The following is an 18,233-nucleotide window of genomic DNA, read 5'->3' as shown; positions in this document are numbered from 1 at the left end:
ATGCGACGCAGGGCACCAGCCAGGAGAGGAGATGCCGCATGATCCTTGAGACCGCCGAGTTGTCCGTCACGCCCGGCCACGAGGCCGAGTTCGAGGCCGCCGTGCGACAGGCGATCCCGCTTTTTCTGGCATCTCAAGGTTGCCGGGGCGTGCGCCTGCACCGCGTGACCGAGACGCCCGGCGTTTATCGACTGCTTGTCGACTGGGAGACGCTGGAGGATCACACTGTTCATTTCCGCGGGTCGGACGCCTTTGCCCAATGGCGATCGCTCGTCAGTCCGCATTTCGCCGCGGCCCCGCACGTCACCCACTCCGAGGAGGCGTTGTCCTCGGCCGGTTGACACTGCGCCGGCCCCGCCGGAAGGTCGCGCCTGACCCAGCGCAGGAGGCATCGCATGGCCGTCGAGGAGTTCGGACGCATCGGGCATGAGCCCGTGCATGCGGTCACACTGGCCAACGCTCATGGCCTGACGGCACGGCTCATCAGCTATGGCGCGCGCCTGACAGAGCTGCACGTCCCTGACCGTGAAGGGCGGCTTGACGACGTCGTGCTCGGCTTCGACACGCTCGACGAATACCGGGCCACGACGACCTACTTCGGCGCGACCTGTGGGCGATATGCCAACCGCATACGCCGCGGACGTTTCACCCTGGACGGCGAGGAGGTTCAGCTCGACACCAACGAGGGCGCGAACCACCTTCATGGCGGTCACGAGGGCTTCGACCGCAAGATCTGGACACTGGACGAGGCTACGGATCGGCGCGCGAGCTTCCGCACGACCTCCGAGGACGGCGAGATGGGTTATCCTGGCCGCCTCGACGTCACCGCGACCTACGAACTGACGGACGAGAACCAACTCCTCATCACCATGACGGCCACGACCAGCCGGGTCACGCCCCTCAACGTCGTCCACCATTCCTACTTCAACCTCGCGGGGCAGGGATCGGGCAACGTGCTGGGCCAGGAGATGCGCCTTGCCGCGCCCTTCTACACCCCTGTGGACGGTGAGCTTCTGGCGACTGGAGAGATTCGTTCGGTCGCGGGTACCCCCTTCGACTTCACCTCCGCCAAGCCCATCGGCCAAGACTTCGCTGGCCTGGGCTCGGTCGGCTCCGGCGTGTTCGAGGCCGGGGGAGGCTACGACCACAACTGGGTGCTAGCTGGCGCGGGGCAGACCTTGCGAGACTGCGCCGAGATCCGCGACCCCGTCTCGGGCCGGCGCATGACGCTGTTCACCGACCAGCCCGGCGTACAGGTCTACACCGGCGGTTACCTGGACGATTCGATCATGGGCAAGCGTGGCCGGCAGCTTTGCCAGTTCGCGGGCTTCACCCTTGAAACCCAGCGCTTCCCCGGCTCCCCCAACCACGCGCATTTCCCGAACAGCCTCCTTCATCCTGGCGAGACCTACCTGCATCGCATGATCCTTGGCTTCGGCACCGACGCATGACGGGATCCATGGTCGCCGGGCGCACGCAACGCGCGGTGGCCTAAGCGGCCGTCCAACTCTCCCGGTTAGCCTGCGGGCAGATCAGGAGGGTTTCCATGTCCGACAACTTCCAAAGCCACCAGCGCGGCCTCGAAAGCCCCGCCGACTGCCACGTCGCGATCACGCCATCCGACAACGCGTTCATCAACCCGCGTCCGCGAGCCCTGTGGTGCCAGACGGCCGGGAACCTCGCTCTCGAGGACCGCGAGGGCAACGTTCTCAACTACAGCGTGACCGCCGGCCAGATCCTGCCATTCCGCGCCGTCCGCGTGCTGGCCACCGGGACGACCGCCACCGTATACGGGTGGGAATGATGCTGGGTCTTGGCCTCGGTCCCGCACCCGTCGCGATCCGCCAGCTGCCGGGCTGGTGGCTGATGTTCATGATCACTCCAACGACCGTGATCACGCCAACCTCTTCCGTCCGAGGAGCCTGACATGACCCTTGCCAACCTTCCCGGGCCCAACTTCACCGGAGCCGACCTCTCGGCGCGCCTCAACGCCGTAATGACCGAACTGCGCTCAGCCCGGTCCTTTCCCATAGTGGCCGCGCTGCTGGCGGATACGAGCATGTCCTACTCGGGTGGCGCGCGCCGCGTGAAAGCCGGCGACGGTGTCCGCACGATCCAGCAGAACTTCGGCTATCAGGTTGCGGCCCCAAGTGCCACTAACCACCACCTGACCACGGCCGGCGGCGTCAAGCTTTACGCCCTTCCCTCGGCGACCGGGGCCTTCACGGTCCGGCAGTTCGGCGGAGCCGAGGGCTCCGACATCACCCAAGCCCTGCAACTTGCCATCAATGCCGCCGCTTACGGTCTCGCACCAGGAACCCAGGCCACCACCGGCGAGGTGCTGATCGATCTCCGCGCGGGCCTCGTCAGCGGCACGATCCAGGTGGGCTACGGGATTTCGGGCGGCAGCGCCGAGTTCCGGCGCGTGGCCGTGCGGGGATTAGGCCGCAGCTACTCGAACGACCCGCACCATATGGGGACGCGGATCACCTCGACCGTGACCGACGGCCCTACCTTCGCCATCTCGGCCGGGCGCTTTTCCTCCATCTCGGACCTGAGCATCGTGGGCGTGGCCTTCGCGGCCTTCCAGGGGATCGGCGCGGCGGGCCTCGCGCCGACGCAGGCGGCCACCTGGGACGCTGCCCTGACCGCCTCGGGCGTGACGCCGGGTCGCCGCTTCGCGCCCCATGCGGCCATCGCCATCGACCCCTACTGCGGCACCGCACCCGCCGGGGCCTACCCCGTCGTGACGCTTCCAAGCTTCATAACCAACACATCGCAGTACGGCCGTCAGGGCTCGTCCATGACCCGCATCGAGCGCGTGGGCATTTACGGCTTCGAGGTGGGCGTGGTGCAGACCCCCGCCGACCACGACAACAATGGGGACTTCCTGACACTGCGGGACTGCGACATGCAGTACCTGAAATGGGCGGTGTCGGTCGGCAACAACCAAGCCCGCGCGGTGTCCGGGCAGAACTGCACCTTCCTGTTCTGCTTCGCCCATCTGACCAACAACCAGCACGGACGCCAGAGGGGCACCGTCTCGGGCGTCTGGGCGGGCTGCGGCTTCGCGGGGTTCTTGGGCAAGCTGATCGAACTGGGCGACCTCTTCTTCGGCGGCGGGCTTCGCTACGAGGATTGCGACGTGGAGTCGCTCCATCGTATCGGCGACATCGTCGGCAGTTCCTCGAACGAGAAGGAGGTGATGTTCACCAACTGCACGGTGAACTTCCGTCACAACGACATGAATGTCGTGCCCGCAAACGTGCTGGCGGGGCCCACCAAGGGACAGGTCCGCTTCATCGGCGGCGACATCGCGGGCTTTCCGTCCATGCTGTCCTTCCGCGTGGACCAGATCGTGCTCGAAGGGACGACCCTCATCTCTGCGGAGGCGCACGCCAAGGATTACGAGAAGATCGCACACAATGCGACAATGGGCGGGCTCGTCGTTCCGTTGCTGAACCACCAAACGCAGACGGTCCGGTTCGAGCCCTACAACCTCGCCACCGGGAACCCGCTGCTCACGCGGGTCGCGGTCAACTCGGGCTACCGCTTCACGGGCCGGGATTTCCTTTGCCCGCTCTACGCTGGGCCGGTGCTGCGGCAGGACGACTATCTCACCCGCTCCATGGTCGGCCATCGGCCGTACTTCTATCGGTCGGATGCGATCGGCGCGCAGATTACGGGGGCCACGCGCAACCAACGCACGATCACCTTCACCAGCACGCGCCTGGGCAACATCAACGACCGCCAGCAGTGGGGCTACATGCCCGGCGACATCATCCGCGACGCCGCGACGGGAACGGTCATGGTGATCCGCTCCACGGATACGGCAACGGGTGTGATCGACGCCGAACTCCAGACCAACTATGTCCTGAACGGCGGCGGATACGACCTCCTGGACTCGGCCTTCTCGCTGACGTCGGGCACCTGGGAATTCGTCTGCTCCCGTGTCTATGCCTCGCCCCGCCCTATCCTGGGCAGCACGAGCACGGCAGCGGCAACGATCTCGGGTATCCTGGGCAGCGGGGCAACCACGGCCAACTACGGCTTGGCGGTCGGCGACTTCCTCTTCGAAGACGCCGAGCGGGTGCAGACCTTCAGCACCACCGGCCGGCTCGAGATCATGGCCATCGCGACCGCCTCGGGGACCATCACCATGAATGGGGTGGCCAACCGCACGTTGACCGACTGGATGTTTGATTGGTGGATCAAGGCGCCGCCCGCGAATAGCGCCACCCGCTAGAGGCTGCGACCCCGCGTCGCCGTGGCGTAGCGGCGGCGCGGGTCCATATCTGGACTGGGTTCGGCACCAATGTCGCGTGCCCCTCGGTGTGAACGTCGTGTTCCAACGCAGGATACGCGCGACAGCTCTTGGACCGCAGTCGAGGTTGCCATGAGACATATCCTATTCGCTGCCGCAGGGCTGTCGTTTGTCGCTTCCCAAGCCTCCGCGCATGTGAAGTGGTTTGCCCCTTACATCGTCGGGGCTCCGCCCCAACCCCTCGGCGCCACGCTCGGCAATGTATGGTTCTGGACGGGTATCGTGCTCGTCCTGCTGTTTTTCCTGGCCACGCGCGTCGCCGAGGAGCGCCCTTTGGGGGAGAGAGTGCTGTCAGGGTTCGACCGGGCCTTCAGCAGCCTGTGGGCTAGGGCCGACGACTTCATGCACTGGGTCATCGCGGGCTTTTTCGTGGCCATCTTTGCGGTGGGAGGAGTCTATCTCACCCCTGATCTCCAGACGCCGAACGACTGGGTGTCGTGGTCTCAACTGGTGATCGCGGCGCTGGTCTTCTCGCGTCGCACGCAGCCGATCGCGGCTTTGGGCATCCTTGCCTTGTGGGTCTTGGCGCTACGCGATTACGACTTCTTCCACCTGCTCGACTATCTCGCGCTTGGCATCGCAGTGTCGGGCTACCTGCTCCTGGGGGCGTCGAGCAACGAGGAATGGCGGCGGCACCGCTTCGAGGTGCTGCGCTGGGGCGTGGCCATCGCGCTGATGTGGTCCTCGCTCGAGAAGTTCGCTTATCCCGACTGGTTCCACCCCCTCGTGGAGGAGCGTCCTTTCCTCACCTTCGGCCTGCCGCGCGACGTGTTCATTCCCATGGCTGGCGTGGCCGAGTTCACCATGGGGTTCGGCCTGATCTGGACCCCCCTGGTGCGCCGCCTGTCGGCCGTCGCCCTATTCGTGATCTTCACGGCGGCGGTCTGGCCCTTTGGCCGTGTAGACCTTGTAGGGCATGCGCTCATCATGGCGACCATCGTCATCATCGCCGCCGACCCCGAGCGGGTGTCGCATTTCTTGCCGGCCATCCGACGGCGGATCGCTACGGTGCCCCCCAGCCTTGCCGCCGCGCTCATCATCTTCGTGACAGGCTACTGGGGTACGCACCGCGTCATCTATGGGCCTGACGGGTCCGAGGAGGCGCAACTGCAGACGCTATCCACCCACGGCCCCGACCCAGAGCATCCGCACCCGGTCAGCGTGCCCACGGCAGCTCCGGACCCCTCGGAACGATCTTCGTCGGATTGAGGGCCTTGATCGAGTAGTAACCGCGCTTGATGTGGCTGAGGCTGAGCGTCTTCCGGACACCCAGCATGGCCATTACGCGCAGCAGGTGTTGGTGAAGCGCCCGATGGTCCGCCATCCGGCGCTAGTTGTACTTGAAAAGCCCTGCAAGGCTGCGTCAAAGCGGACCAGGGTTACGAACAGGCGGATGTCCGTCTCGATCAAGTGCTCCCCGAACAGGAGTTACCGTCCAGCCGAAGATGGCCCTCCAATTCGTCGAGCTGGGCAAAGACGTCGTCGAACGCGTCCTCGTAGGCGACCTGGGTAGCGGCAGAACCGCCCGGTACACACAACTGTGGAAGCGTGCATGGATCCTGTCGTTCAGCGCTCGATCTTGAGCTGAAGGTCTTCGGCCCAAAGATCTGGGCCCGAGGCCAAGGGACCGAAGCCCACCTTTAGCATTCGAAGAGTGACGGCGGACTCGTTCGACACCGCCGCTCCAAGGCGATGTCGTACATACAAGGCACCGTGCCCCAACTGGTAAAAGCGGACCTACCGCCGTGTGGATCTGGTGCATGTAGCGCATGCCGGTGACCGGGTCGCCTCTTCCCGGAAGCGCCAGCCTGATCGCTCAGTTCCGGCTTCACCACGGAGACAGAGATAGCATCGCCCAAGTCCTCGACGGCGTGCCCGGTCAGTGTCCGGGAGGCTCAGGGGCGAAGCAGCCACCTAAAGAAGATCCTGCCCCTGCTCGGCCGCAAAGCCGGCCATCCCTGCCGGACCGGGTGGGCCATTCGTGTCATCCATTGCGGAAGGACGAGATCTGAAGGACAAAGCCGCCCTTCTCATCTCGGCCTCAACCGGTTGTCAGTTCCCGGTCCATTTTCCGATCACCAGCATCTTAGGCCGCCTTTCGCGTGAGCGTGACCGTTGTTCCCCAAGGGTCCGTCAGATGGCGCTGACCCTTGGTGCGGGTCAGGATAGAGTCGAGATCGGTCGGCTCGGCCAGGATCTCCAGATCGGCCAGTCCGGTTGAAGGGAACGAGCGCCGCTGTGCCCCCTGGCTGTTCCAGATGTTCGTGCCGAGATGATGGTGGTAGCCACCCGAACCCAGGAAGCTCGCGCCCAGATAATGGGTCACGACATCAAAGCCCAAAGTGCCTTGGTAGAAGTCTTCGGCTTCGGCCAGCCCGCCCACCTGAAGGTGCACATGCCCGATCACGGTGCCTTCGGGCGCGCCGGTCCAACGGCCTCCGGCCGACTGCGCCAAGTCCCGAAGGTCCAATGGCTCGGTGGCCATCCGGATTCTGCCGTTCTCCTTGGGCCAAGCGTCGCGCGGGCGGTCGGCATAGACCTCGATTCCGTTTCCTTCCGGATCGGCGAGATAGATGGCCTCGCTCACGAGGTGGTCCGAGGCGCCCTGCAGCCGCACCTTGCTGTCCGCTGCATGGACCAGCCACTGGCCCAGAGCGGCACGAGAAGGCAGGAGGAACGCAGTGTGGAACAGCCCGGCCTCGCGGACGGAGCGGCGACGGGCGGCGCGATCCTCGCGCAATTCGAGAAGCGGACGGCCGCCTGCCCCCAGGAGAGCGATCCCGGGATCGCTCCCCATCCGGTCAAGTCCGAGCGCGCTTTGGTAGAAATCCTGCACTGCTGCAAGATCGTTCACGGTCAGCGCGACGCGACCGATCTCGAGGGGGGCAGAGGCGGTGGACATGAGGTTACTCCCGATCAGGCGGCCTTAGCGGGCCACGCGGTTGCCAAGCGAATAGGCGCCGTCGCCCAGAAGGGCTTGGACCAGCAGTGCGACGGTCCAGAATGCGGGGTACTCCCAGCCTCCGTTGGCATTCGAGAAGAAGAAGCCGTTGCCGCCATGGCCGAAATACGCAGCCCCGATCATGATCGGCACAAGCAGCAGCGACACCCAGCGGGTGGCGATCCCCGCGATCAGGGCAAGGCCGCCCAGCAGTTCAACAGCGATGGTGACATAGGCGAGTACGGCCGGAAGTCCGATGGACACGAAGTAGCCGGCGGTGCCTGAAGGCGTGAAGATCGCGATCTTCATCCAGGCATGCAGAACGAACAGGACACCCATGGCGACACGCAGGAGGAGTGCGGCAAGTTCGACCTGCGAAGCCTGTTCACGTGCGGGGGTGAAAGTGGCGGAGGTCATGGAGAAGCTTCCTTGCTGAGGTGGCCGGTCAGGGCTGGCCCTGGAGATATGCACCATAAGCAATTCGGGGATAATCCGCCCGCCTGGAAGAACATTCCGCCCTATGCGGAAGGAGTTCAATCGTTCCGCAGCCCTTTGACCAGAGCCTCGACCAGCATGCGCACCTTGGCCGCCGGATGCCGCCCCGATGGAATCATGGCAAAGATCCCGAGCGGCGTGTCCTCGTGGCCCATCAGGACACGCTCGACCCGGCCCGCGCGGAGGGACTCCTGCGCCACGAAATCCGGCATGCAGGCCACGCCCAATCCAGCCTCGGCCGCCGCAAGGCAGACCGCCGCGTTGGAAAAGGTTAGCCGTCCGGCAACCGCGACCTGCACTCCGCCGGCAAAGTGCCAGCGATGGGGGTCGCGAAAGTTCGTGTCGAGAACACACTCATGCCGGGTCAGCTCCTCAGGAACGCTGGGCCTGCCGCGTGCGGCCAGATAGGCGGGGGCCGCCACAGTCAGCATGCGTGCCTCCGCCAGCTTGCGGGCCACCAACGTGGAGTCGCCTGGCCGTCCTACCCGAACCGCGAGGTCGAACCCTTCGTCGACCAGGCGAACGATCCGGTCGGTGAAGTCGACCTCCAGCCCGACCTCCGGATAGGTTTGCGCGAACTCTGCCAGCAGCGGTCCGAGACGAAGGGTGCCGAGCGTCAGGGGGGCCGTGAGCCGCACGCGACCGCGTGGAGTGGTGCCCGTGCTCCGCACATCGGCATCCAAAACGTCCAACTCGTCCAGAAGATGCCGGAGCCGGTCGTAGTAGGTCTGGCCCGCCTCGGTTGGTTGAAGCGCCCGCGTAGTCCGGTGAAGCAGGCGGACGCCGAGTTCGGCCTCCAACCGCGCAACCAGCTTGCTTGCCTGTCCCGAACTGGTGCCAAGGCGCTGCGCGGCGGCAGCGAAGCTGCCCCCTTCCATGACGGCAACGAACATCCGGTCCGAGGCGAGGCGATCCATGCGAAAAGGCTCCGGGCAGCGCTGCCCGGAGCCTATATCGACGGTGTGCCACCCGAAAGGGCAGGGTCAGGCGGCTGCCTGTTCCTCGGCAGCTGCGTTGATGACGGACTCGGCCAACTCGGTCAGGAGCTGGTCGGTCTTCTCCTCCTCGGCCAGGGTCTCGCGCAGGAGGGCCTCGGCATCCGTGTTGCCCAGTTGCTTGGCCCAGGACGCCAGAGTGCCGTAGCGGCAGATTTCATAGTGCTCGATGGCTTGCGCAGCGGCGAGCAGGCCCGCATCGGCCGCCGGTGAGCCCTTGTACTCTTCCATGATCTCCTCGCCTTCCTCGGCAAGGCCGTCCATGGCGGCGCAGGTCTTGCCTTGCGGACGCTTGCCGATTGTCTCGAAGACGCGCTGGAGGCGTTCAATCTGGCCTTCGGTTTCGTCGCGGTGCTGTTCGAACGCCTGCTTCAGTTCGGCGTGCTGGGCGGCGCGGACATGTTTCTTCAAGGCCTGCAAGGCCTTGCGCTCGGCATAGTAGACGTCGCGCAGTCCGTCATGAAACAGCTTTTCCAAATTTGCAGCGGGCATCGGGATCTCCATCCGGTCAATCGTGAGCCTGACGAACGCAGCGCCCCTTCGACTGTTCCGCCCCATCATCATCCGAAGACGCTTTGCCGCCGATGCCTTGGCGCGAGGCAAATTTCGTAGGAACCAGCCAGAAGCCGCCCCGTTGCCCCCGCGCCATCAGATGGAGGGCCCTTCTATGTTCCTGCGTGTCGACCGGCTCCAAGTGGAGCTACCTCCCCCCAAGAAGCAGGACCCCAACGCGGGTGCCGCCCTTCAGGAGCTGCTTGGCGGCAAGTACGGCGAGATGTCCACGCTCGGCAACTACATGTTCCAGAGCTTCAACTTCCGCTCCAAGTCCAAGTTGAAGCCCTTCTACGAGCTGGTGGCCGCCATCACCGCCGAAGAACTGGGGCATGTCGAACTGGTCTCGAACGGCGTGGCCATGCTCAACAACGGCCCGGACTCTGCGGCCGATGACTCGGGCAATGGCGGCGACATCTCCATGGCTCCCTTCGAGGCCATGCAAGAGATCCGCTCGGCCGCGAGCTTCTTTTCGCATGGCGGCGGCGCGGTGCCGGTGAACTCGAACTCCATGTCCTGGAACGTGGACATGGTGACGACCACGGGCAACGTGGTGTTCGACCTCCTGCACAACTTCCACCTCGAATGCGGCGCGCGGCTTCACAAGCTGCGGGTCTACGAGACGCTGTCCGATCCCACGGGCCGCGAGGTCTGTGGCTATCTCCTCGTTCGTGGCAGCGTCCACGCCCATGCTTACGGCCTGGCCCTGAAAAAGCTGACCGGCGTCAGCATCGAGCAGATGCTCCCCACTCCGAACATCCCGCTCGACAAGATCCCCGAATGCCAAAAGTACCTGGCCGAAGGCTCGCACCGGCGGCTCTACACCTTCTCGCCCGGCGACTACCAGTCGATCCGCGGCATCTGGGAAGGCGAGATGGCCCTGCCGACCGACCCCCCGGGCGAGCTTGAGGTTGTCGAAGGCATGCCAGACGGCGGACGAATCCACGACCTCGTGGGTCAGCCCTCGGCCTTTTCGCCCGATTATGCCCCTGAGGAGTTCTACGAGATCGCCCAGCGGCTGACCAAGGCCGCTCATCAGGGCGCCGGCTCGCTCTAGGCCCTCTCGCCTCCTTGCAAGGCAGTGCTAAGGTCCCTCCGTCACGACGGAGGGACCATGTCCATCTACGAAACGTACGACCCGCGCTTCGGCGCGTTGATCCAGTCCTCGGCGCATCTCGACCATCTGGGCACCGGCCTGCGCTGGGCCGAGGGGCCGGTCTGGTTCCCTGCCCATCAGGCACTCTATCTCAGCGACATCCCCAACGACCGGATCATGCGCTGGACCGAAGGGACGGGCCTCTCCGTCTTCCGCTCGCCCGCGGGCTATACCAACGGTCATACCCGCGACCGCGAAGGGCGGCTGGTGAGCTGTTCCCACGGGACGCGTTCGCTGATCCGCACCGAACATGACGGGACGCTTACTACCTTGGCCGAAAGTTATGGTGGCCGCTGGCTCAACTCCCCCAACGATGTGGTGGTGACGCGGGACGGGGCTGTGTGGTTCAGCGATCCGACCTACGGCATTCTGTCGGACTACGAGGGCTACGAGTCCGTGCCCGAGCAGGACACCAACGCCGTCTATCGTCTTGCTCCGGGCGGTAGGGAGCCCGAGCGCATGATCGCCGGGTTCGTCCAGCCCAACGGCCTGGCCTTCTCGCCCGACGAGTCGCGCCTCTACGTCGCCGAGAGCGGGTCGAGCCACGACGCTTCGGTGCCCTCCGTTCTCCGGGTTTTCGAGATCCGGGATGGGCAAGTGGACCAGGGGCGGGTCTTCGCCCAAGTGGAGCCCGGGCCGCCCGACGGGCTGCGCATCGATGCGCGCGGCCATGTCTGGTGCTCGGCCGCGGATGGGGTCCAGGTCTTCCACCCGGATGGCACGCTGCTGGGTAAGATCCTAGTGCCCGAGCGGGTGGCGAATCTTTGCTTCGGTGGTCCGCGGGGCAACCGCCTGTTCCTGGCTGCCACGACCTCGCTTTATGCGGTGTTCGTCAACGCGCGCGGCGCAGCATAGGCCGCCGTCGCTGCATCACCTATCTACCGGAAATTGGAGCGGGCGATGAGATTCGAACTCACGACCCTAACCTTGGCAAGGTTATGCTCTACCCCTGAGCTACGCCCGCCCGCTCCGTGACGGGCTCTTTACAGAGGGGAAAAGGGGGCTGCAAGGGGCAACCGAAGTGGAGGAAGTCCGGTCTCGGAAAACAGAAAGGGCGGCCGAAGCCGCCCTTGTCTGCCTTGCGGATTGGAGCGGGCGATGAGATTCGAACTCACGACCCTAACCTTGGCAAGGTTATGCTCTACCCCTGAGCTACGCCCGCCCGATCCGTGAGGGCGTATCTACCGAGGGGTGGGCAGGGCCGCAAGAGGGAAAAACGCGACCTTGCCGTCAGGTTCTCAGGCCGTCGGGGTTCCCCGGTCGGCTTGGGCCGCGAGTCGCCGGCTGCGCTTCTGCTTCCAAAGGTTCAAGGCTTCCACCGCCCCGGCAAACACCATCGCGGCATAAATGAACCCGCGCTCGAAGTGGTAGTGGAACCCGTCCGCCACGAGGGCCATCCCGACCATCACGAGGAAGGCCAGCGCCAGCATCTTGGTCGAGGGATGGTTCTCGATGAAGTTGGCGATGGGATTGGCGGCGACCATCATCACCAGGATTGCCAAGACGATCGCGGCGACCATGACGGGGATGTGGTCCGCGATCCCCACGGCGGTGATGACACTGTCCAAAGAGAAGACGAGGTCCAAGACCACGATCTGTGCGATGACCGCGGCAAAGGACGCATGGACCACCGTCTCGGCCCCATGGTGACCGCCGTTGCCTTCCACGTCCTGAAAGATCTCGGTAGCCCCCTTGTAGAGCAGGAAGAGTCCCCCTCCGATCAGGATCACGTCACGCCAGCTCAGCTCGAACCCCGCGATGGTGACGAAGGGTTCGGTGAGGCCGATGATCCAAGCGATCGACAGCAGCAGCAGCACCCGCATGACGAGCGCGAGCATCAGGCCGATGAAGCGGGCTCTGGCGCGCTGATGCTCAGGCAGGCGTGCCGAGATGATGGACAGGAAAATGACGTTGTCCACGCCCAGCACGATCTCCAGGACCGACAGCGTGAGGAACGAGGCCCAGGCGGCTGGGTCATAAAGAAGTTCGATCATGGTAGGCCCTTATTGCCAGCAGGGTCATTGTTAAGGCTCGCTTGCCGCCACAATGACCTTAAGAGCGGCCGGTTCCTACGGCCATAGCGCCTGGTCCCCTCAGACGCACCCAGAGTTGTGTCCCGTCCGACCCCCTCGACGGGAGGACGGGTACGCAGCGCCGCGGACACGCACGGGACAGTGGGATGCATGGCCCGCCCTAGGCACACAGCAGCCACGGAGCCCTCGCTTGCTCTCCCAAAGGACAGGCCCGGAAGAGAACCTATGGGACGACCTTGCGCTGCTTGATCATCGTTCGTGTCATGGCCGTACGCGTCAACCAGGCCAGGAGGCCCAGTCGCGCCTACTGATCAGAGGCAGGGAAGGTGTCGGGGGCCGCCTGTTCCGAGTCGGCTGCGCCCTGTTCCTATGACAACTCCACCAGCAGGTCCTTGGCATCGACCTGCGCGCCAGGCTGGACATGGACGGCCTTGATCGTGCCGTCGCGGTCTGCGTGGATGCCGGTTTCCATCTTCATGGCCTCAATGGTGAGGAGAAGGTCCCCAGCCTTGACCGGCTTGCCGGCCTGCGCGGCCACGGTCGCCACGACGCCCGGCATCGGTGCGCCGATATGGAGGGAGTTCCCAGCCTCGGCCTTGGGTCGGCGGCTTGCGGTGGCGGCAGCGGAACGGTCAGGCACCCGGATCGTCCGCGGCAAACCGTTCAGTTCGAAGAAGACGCGGACGTCCCCTTCGGGCGTCGTGTCGCCCACAGCCTGAAGCCGGATCTCCAGGGTCTTGCCGGGACCGATCTCGGCGCTGATCTCCTCCCCCGGCTCCATGCCGTAGAAGAACGTCCGGGTCGGCAGGACGCGGACCGGGCCGTAGGTCTTGTGGCGGCCCATGTAGTCCGAAAACACCTTGGGATACATGAGATAGCCGTTCAGGTCCTCATCATCCAGCGACGGCATCCCGAGATCCCTGGAGACCTTCTCGCGCATCGCCTCCAGGTCCACCGGGGGCATATGCGCGCCGGGACGTTCCGTCGAAGCAGGCTCGCCTTTGAGCACCTTTCTTTGGATGCCCTCCGGCCAGCCACCGGGGGGCTGGCCGAGATTGCCCCTGAGCATGTCCACGACGGAGTCGGGGAACGCCACCTCGACGGCCGGGTCCTCCACCTGCGCGCGACTCAGGCCTTGGGCGACCATCATCAGCGCCATATCCCCCACCACCTTGGAGGAGGGGGTCACCTTGACGATGTCACCGAACATCATGTTGGCGTCGGCATAAGCCTGGGCGACCTCGTGCCACCGCTCCTCCAGGCCCAGGCTGCGTGCCTGCGCCTTGAGGTTCGTGAACTGCCCGCCTGGCATCTCGTGAAGGTAGACCTCTGACGCGGGAGCCTGCAGGCTGGACTCGAACGCGCAGTACTGGCCGCGCACGGCCTCCCAGTAGTTGCTGATCCGGCGGATCGCCGCGATGTCGAGCCCGGTGTCACGCTCCGTATGACGCAGCGCTTCCACGACCGATCCCAGACAGGCCTGCGAGGTCCCGCCCGAGAAGGCGTCCATGGCCGCGTCCACCGCATCCACGCCGGCATCCGATGCGGCCAAGATGGTCGCCGCAGCCGCGCCCGAAGTGTCGTGAGTGTGGAAATGGATCGGAAGATCGACCTCTTCCTTGAGTGCCTTGACCAGCACGCGCGCCGCCGGGGCCTTGAGAAGCCCGGCCATGTCCTTGAGGCCCAGGACATGAGCTCCGGCTGCCTCCAACTCCTTGGCCATCGCCACATAGTACCTGAGATCGTACTTGGCGCGGTCAGGGTCGAGGATGTCGCCCGTGTAGCAGATCGCCGCCTCGCAGATCTTGTTGGCCTCGACCACGGCGTCCATCGCGACACGCATGTTCGGGACCCAATTGAGCGAGTCGAAGACGCGGAACACGTCCACGCCCGACTTGGCCGCCTGGGCCACGAAAGCACGAACGACGTTGTCAGGGTAGTTGGTGTAACCCACCCCGTTCGAGGCCCGCAGCAGCATCTGCGTCAGGATGTTGGGCATCCGCTCGCGAATGTCGCGCAGCCGCTGCCACGGGCATTCCTGCAGGAAGCGGTATGCCACGTCAAAGGTGGCGCCCCCCCAGCATTCGACGCTGAAGAGCCCCGGCATCAACTGAGCATAAGCCGGCGCCGCGTTGATCATGTCGATCGACCGCATCCGGGTGGCCAGCAGCGACTGGTGCCCGTCCCGCATCGTGGTGTCGGTGATCAGGAGCCGGGTCTGAGCTTTCATCCAGTCCGCGACGGCTTTGGGGCCCTGTTCGTCCAGCAGTTGCCGTGTCCCGGCCTGCCAGGTCCCCAGCGCCTGCACCGGAGGCCGCGCTTTTCGGGCATCGGCGGAAGGCTTGGCGCGGCCCGCCGTCTCGGGGTGGCCGTTCACCGTGATGTCGGCGATGTAGGTCAGGATCTTGGTCGCCCGGTCCTGCCTATGGGCGAACTGGAACAACTCGGACGTCGTGTCGATGAACTTGGTCGTATACTGGTTCGACAGGAAGGTCGGGTGCTTGAGCAGGTTGATGACGAAATCGATGTTCGTCGACACGCCCCGGATGCGGAACTCGCGCAGGGCGCGGTCCATTCGGGCGATGGCCATCTCGGGCGTGGGGGCCCGCGCCGTCACCTTGGTGAGGAGCGAGTCGTAGTAGCGCGTGATGACCGCGCCCGAATAGGCCGTGCCGCCGTCGAGCCGGATACCTGGACCGGTAGCGGACCGGTACATCTGGATGCGGCCGTAGTCGGGGATGAAGTTGTTGAGCGGGTCTTCGGTCGTGACCCGGCACTGGAGCGCGTGGCCGTCGAGCTTCACATCCTCCTGCCGTGCGACGCCGGTCGCTTCAGCCAGCGACTTGCCTTCCTCGATCAGGATCTGCGCGCGGACGATGTCGATGCCGGTGACTTCCTCGGTCACCGTGTGCTCGACCTGAACCCGCGGGTTGACCTCGATGAAGTAGAACTTCTCCGAGTCCATATCCATCAGGAACTCGACGGTTCCCGCGCATTCGTAGTTTACCGCGCGGGTCAGGCGGACGGCCAGTTCGCAGACCTCGTCCCGTTGAGCTTGGGTCAGGTATGGGGCAGGGGCCCGCTCCACAACCTTCTGGTTGCGCCGCTGGACCGAGCAGTCCCGCTCCCACAGGTGGTAGATGTTGCCCTGCTTGTCGCCCAGGATCTGCACCTCCACGTGGCGGGCGCGCAGGATCATCTTTTCAAGGTATCCCTCGCCGTTGCCGAAGGCGGCCTCGGCCTCGCGACGGCCTTCGAGAACCTTGGTTGCCAACTCCTCCTCCGAGAGGATCGGGCGCATGCCACGTCCGCCGCCGCCCCAGGACGCCTTGAGCATAAGAGGGTAGCCGGTCTGGGCCGCCTGGCGCTTGATCACCGCCATGTCGTCGCCCAGGACCTCGGTCGCGGGGATCACGGGAACGCCGGCCTGGATGGCCACGCGCCGTGCGCTGGCCTTGTCGCCCAGCGCCCGCATCGTCGCGGCGGTCGGGCCGATGAAGACGATGCCCTCGGCCTCGCAGGCGTCCACGAGGTCTGGGTTCTCGGATAGCAGGCCGTAGCCCGGGTGGATTGCGTCCGCGCCCGACATTCTGGCCACGCGAATGATCTCGGGGATCGACAGATAGGCCTGCACGGGCCCCAGCCCCTCGCCGATGCGGTAGGCTTCATCCGCCTTGAAGCGGTGGAGGCCCAGCTTGTCCTCCTCCGCATAGACCGCGACCGTTCTCTTGCCCATTTCGTTGGCGGCCCGCATGACGCGGATGGCGATCTCGCCGCGGTTGGCGATCAGGATCTTCTTGAACTCGGGCATGGTCGGGCTCCGCTAAAGGCGTGGGCACCTTAGGCGTGCCGCGCTGCGGCGCAAGGTCCGGCAAGCGACATGGATCGTTTCGACCCGCGCGCCTGCATCGACCTTCGCCAGGGCAGGGGCGCCCGGTCCTCAGGCGATCAGGCGATCAGCCGCGGGGCACCAACGGACAGCGTCGCCGTGTTGTCCGCCAGGTGGTCCATCGTCCAAGCAGCGGCCTCGCCCGTTCCCGAGGCAGCGGCCATCACCCGATCGCCTCCGTGCGCCCTTGCGGCATGCAAGGCATCGCTGGCCGCGCGGATCGCCTCGACCGGACGGATGCCATGGTGAGGAAGTTGCGCCACTCCGACCGACACCACGACTCCCTGAAGCGTCACGGGACCAAGCCGCATGGCCAAGGCGGCCAGCTCCTTCCGGATCTGCTCGGCCTGGTTCATGGCTTCGGCTTCGCCGACTTTGGGCAGCACCAAAGTCAGCTCTGCGCCTCCGGCCCGGGCGGCGATCGCATCCCCTTCAGCATGACGTCGCAGCACTCCGGCCACGGCCCGCAGGATCATGTCGCCGGCGTCGTGGCCATGCTCCTCGTTGAGACGGTCGAGCTGGTCCACGGCTATCGCCAAGACGCTTGCCTCCCGGTACAGGCGCATGTCGAGGGCGCGACGGACGGTTTCGAGAAGGTGGCGGCGGTTGAACAGCCCGGTCAACGGGTCCCGGATCGCCTGCTGCTGGAGAGCGTCCCGCATCCTTGCGTTCGCGATCGCCATGCTGATCTGGTCCGCGCCGGCCTGCGCCACGCGCCGCTGCGTGGCCAAGGTCGCCTCGTCCAGTTCGCCTTCCGCAGCCAGGTTCAGGAGCCCGACCGTCTCGCCCTGAGCGCGAATGGGGATGCAAAGGGACGCGCGCCCGGCCTGGAGTTCGGGCTCGGAGGAGGGCGCATTGGTCACGTCCGAAGCGCATGCGCGTCCCTGAGAGATCAACGTAAAGTCCGCCGCGCGCAAATGGCCCAGATGCGTGCCGCCGTTCCAGCTGACGACCCCGTCCAGCACGTCGCCCGACACCGAAAGGACGTAAAGACTTCCAGACCAGCTAGGCAGCACATGCTCCATGAAGCGTGCCACCGCCTGGAACAACTCCCCCTGCGAGCGGGTCGAGCCGGGCCATTCGTTGATCTGGCCAAGCAGGTGAACCTCGCGCGTCAGCCGGATCTGTTCGGCCATGACGACCTTGAGCTGCCGGGCGCGGGCATCGGCCTCGAGGGTGCGGTTCCGGCTGGAGCGGAGCAGGGCCAAGGCGCCCAGCAATGCCCCGAAGGCCAGGACTGACCCGGCGATCAGAGCAAGTCGGATACGCAGGATGCTAGTGGCCCGGATCAGCGTGATGTCGTGATGCAACTCCAGCCAGCCCACGACTCCGCCCCTGGCCTCGGTGACGGGAACTTCGATCTCGGCCACGGCGCGGGGCGATCCGGCGACAGCCCCGAAAGGAATGCTGTCCGGGTCCGGATCCACGAACCTGACGGCATAGTTCACATGATCCGGGCTGGCAGCCGTCCCGACCTGCGACACCTTCTGGTGCTGTCCGATCAGTTCGTCCCGTGTGGCCCAGAAGATACGACCCTCGGTGTCGATCAAGTCGATCTGCTGGATCTCGGACGTTTGGGAGATCAGTTCCAGTACCTCGCGGTCGGCCAAGGTCAGGCTGGACAGGGCAAAAGTTTCTGGCCCTTTGGAGAGCTGTCCGACCACGCGCTGCCGCCAGTCATGAGCGGCATTGCGCAGGTCGCTTTCGATGATCCGGTCGGATAGGGAGGCGGGCAGAAGGATGACGGCTCCGGTCATGGCGGCTGCGGCAGCGACAAGGATGGCGGCCCGCAGTCCCCGGCGTCCGTTCGTCCGTCCAGTGTCGATAAGGTTCCCACGTTCCAGCATT

At 65.3% G+C, this 18,233-nt stretch carries 14 protein-coding genes and 2 tRNA genes; 7 read left to right on the top strand and 9 right to left on the bottom strand.

What is annotated here, in order from left to right:
• Window positions 1-38: 38 nt before the first annotated feature.
• The 5 genes from FHG66_RS01505 (at window position 39) to FHG66_RS01485 (ending at window position 5,533) form a co-directional block, all read left to right on the top strand.
• Window positions 39-341 carry an antibiotic biosynthesis monooxygenase family protein gene (locus FHG66_RS01505; RefSeq protein WP_139074914.1) on the top strand — a complete coding sequence of 101 codons (303 nt, stop codon included), beginning with the start codon at window positions 39-41 and terminating at the stop codon, window positions 339-341.
• A 54-nt stretch (window positions 342-395) separates the two neighbouring features.
• On the top strand, window positions 396-1,451 hold the full coding sequence (locus FHG66_RS01500; RefSeq protein WP_139074913.1) for an aldose epimerase family protein: 1,056 nt from the start codon (window positions 396-398) through the stop codon (window positions 1,449-1,451).
• A gap of 95 nt (window positions 1,452-1,546) precedes the next feature.
• Window positions 1,547-1,804 carry a spike base protein, RCAP_Rcc01079 family gene (locus FHG66_RS01495; protein ID WP_139074912.1) on the top strand — a complete coding sequence of 86 codons (258 nt, stop codon included), beginning with the start codon at window positions 1,547-1,549 and terminating at the stop codon, window positions 1,802-1,804.
• A gap of 123 nt (window positions 1,805-1,927) precedes the next feature.
• Window positions 1,928-4,246, top strand: a complete 2,319-nt coding sequence (locus tag FHG66_RS01490; protein WP_139074911.1) for a hypothetical protein — start codon at window positions 1,928-1,930, stop codon at window positions 4,244-4,246.
• Between the two features lie 150 nt (window positions 4,247-4,396).
• Entirely contained in the window at window positions 4,397-5,533 is a 1,137-nt protein-coding gene (locus FHG66_RS01485) for a DUF305 domain-containing protein (RefSeq protein WP_218013766.1), read from the top strand.
• Between the two features lie 877 nt (window positions 5,534-6,410).
• Here the strand turns inward: FHG66_RS01485 and FHG66_RS01475 are convergent.
• The 4 genes from FHG66_RS01475 to FHG66_RS01460 form a co-directional block, all read right to left on the bottom strand.
• On the bottom strand, window positions 6,411-7,226 hold the full coding sequence (locus tag FHG66_RS01475; protein WP_139074910.1) for a VOC family protein: 816 nt from the start codon (window positions 7,224-7,226) through the stop codon (window positions 6,411-6,413).
• Window positions 7,227-7,250: 24 nt separating this feature from the next.
• Entirely contained in the window at window positions 7,251-7,682 is a 432-nt protein-coding gene (locus tag FHG66_RS01470; protein ID WP_139074909.1) for a DoxX family protein, read from the bottom strand.
• A 116-nt stretch (window positions 7,683-7,798) separates the two neighbouring features.
• Window positions 7,799-8,677, bottom strand: a complete 879-nt coding sequence (locus FHG66_RS01465; RefSeq protein WP_139074908.1) for a LysR family transcriptional regulator — start codon at window positions 8,675-8,677, stop codon at window positions 7,799-7,801.
• A gap of 66 nt (window positions 8,678-8,743) precedes the next feature.
• Window positions 8,744-9,247, bottom strand: a complete 504-nt coding sequence (locus tag FHG66_RS01460) for a YciE/YciF ferroxidase family protein (protein ID WP_139074907.1) — start codon at window positions 9,245-9,247, stop codon at window positions 8,744-8,746.
• A 175-nt stretch (window positions 9,248-9,422) separates the two neighbouring features.
• On the opposite strand from FHG66_RS01460, the gene FHG66_RS01455 reads away from it, so the two are divergent.
• Complete coding sequence (locus FHG66_RS01455; RefSeq protein WP_139074906.1) at window positions 9,423-10,364, top strand: manganese catalase family protein; 942 nt, start codon at window positions 9,423-9,425, stop codon at window positions 10,362-10,364.
• A gap of 57 nt (window positions 10,365-10,421) precedes the next feature.
• Window positions 10,422-11,318 carry an SMP-30/gluconolactonase/LRE family protein gene (locus tag FHG66_RS01450; protein ID WP_139074905.1) on the top strand — a complete coding sequence of 299 codons (897 nt, stop codon included), beginning with the start codon at window positions 10,422-10,424 and terminating at the stop codon, window positions 11,316-11,318.
• A 34-nt stretch (window positions 11,319-11,352) separates the two neighbouring features.
• Here FHG66_RS01450 and FHG66_RS01445 read toward each other — a convergent pair.
• From FHG66_RS01445 to FHG66_RS01425, 5 genes are all read right to left on the bottom strand, one after another.
• Window positions 11,353-11,427 (bottom strand) — tRNA-Gly (locus tag FHG66_RS01445).
• A 123-nt stretch (window positions 11,428-11,550) separates the two neighbouring features.
• A tRNA-Gly gene (locus tag FHG66_RS01440) sits at window positions 11,551-11,625 on the bottom strand.
• A gap of 76 nt (window positions 11,626-11,701) precedes the next feature.
• Complete coding sequence (locus tag FHG66_RS01435; protein ID WP_139074904.1) at window positions 11,702-12,457, bottom strand: TerC family protein; 756 nt, start codon at window positions 12,455-12,457, stop codon at window positions 11,702-11,704.
• 406 nt (window positions 12,458-12,863) lie between these two features.
• On the bottom strand, window positions 12,864-16,307 hold the full coding sequence (locus tag FHG66_RS01430; protein ID WP_139074903.1) for a pyruvate carboxylase: 3,444 nt from the start codon (window positions 16,305-16,307) through the stop codon (window positions 12,864-12,866).
• A gap of 137 nt (window positions 16,308-16,444) precedes the next feature.
• Window positions 16,445-18,232, bottom strand: a complete 1,788-nt coding sequence (locus FHG66_RS01425; protein WP_139074902.1) for a GGDEF domain-containing protein — start codon at window positions 18,230-18,232, stop codon at window positions 16,445-16,447.
• Window position 18,233: the final 1 nt, after the last annotated feature.

It is taken from the genome of Rubellimicrobium rubrum, from assembly GCF_006152115.1.
Classification (GTDB): domain Bacteria; phylum Pseudomonadota; class Alphaproteobacteria; order Rhodobacterales; family Rhodobacteraceae; genus Rubellimicrobium; species Rubellimicrobium rubrum.
The sequence above is the reverse complement of the archived record's forward strand: the minus strand, read 5'-3'. Positions and strand labels throughout refer to the sequence as shown.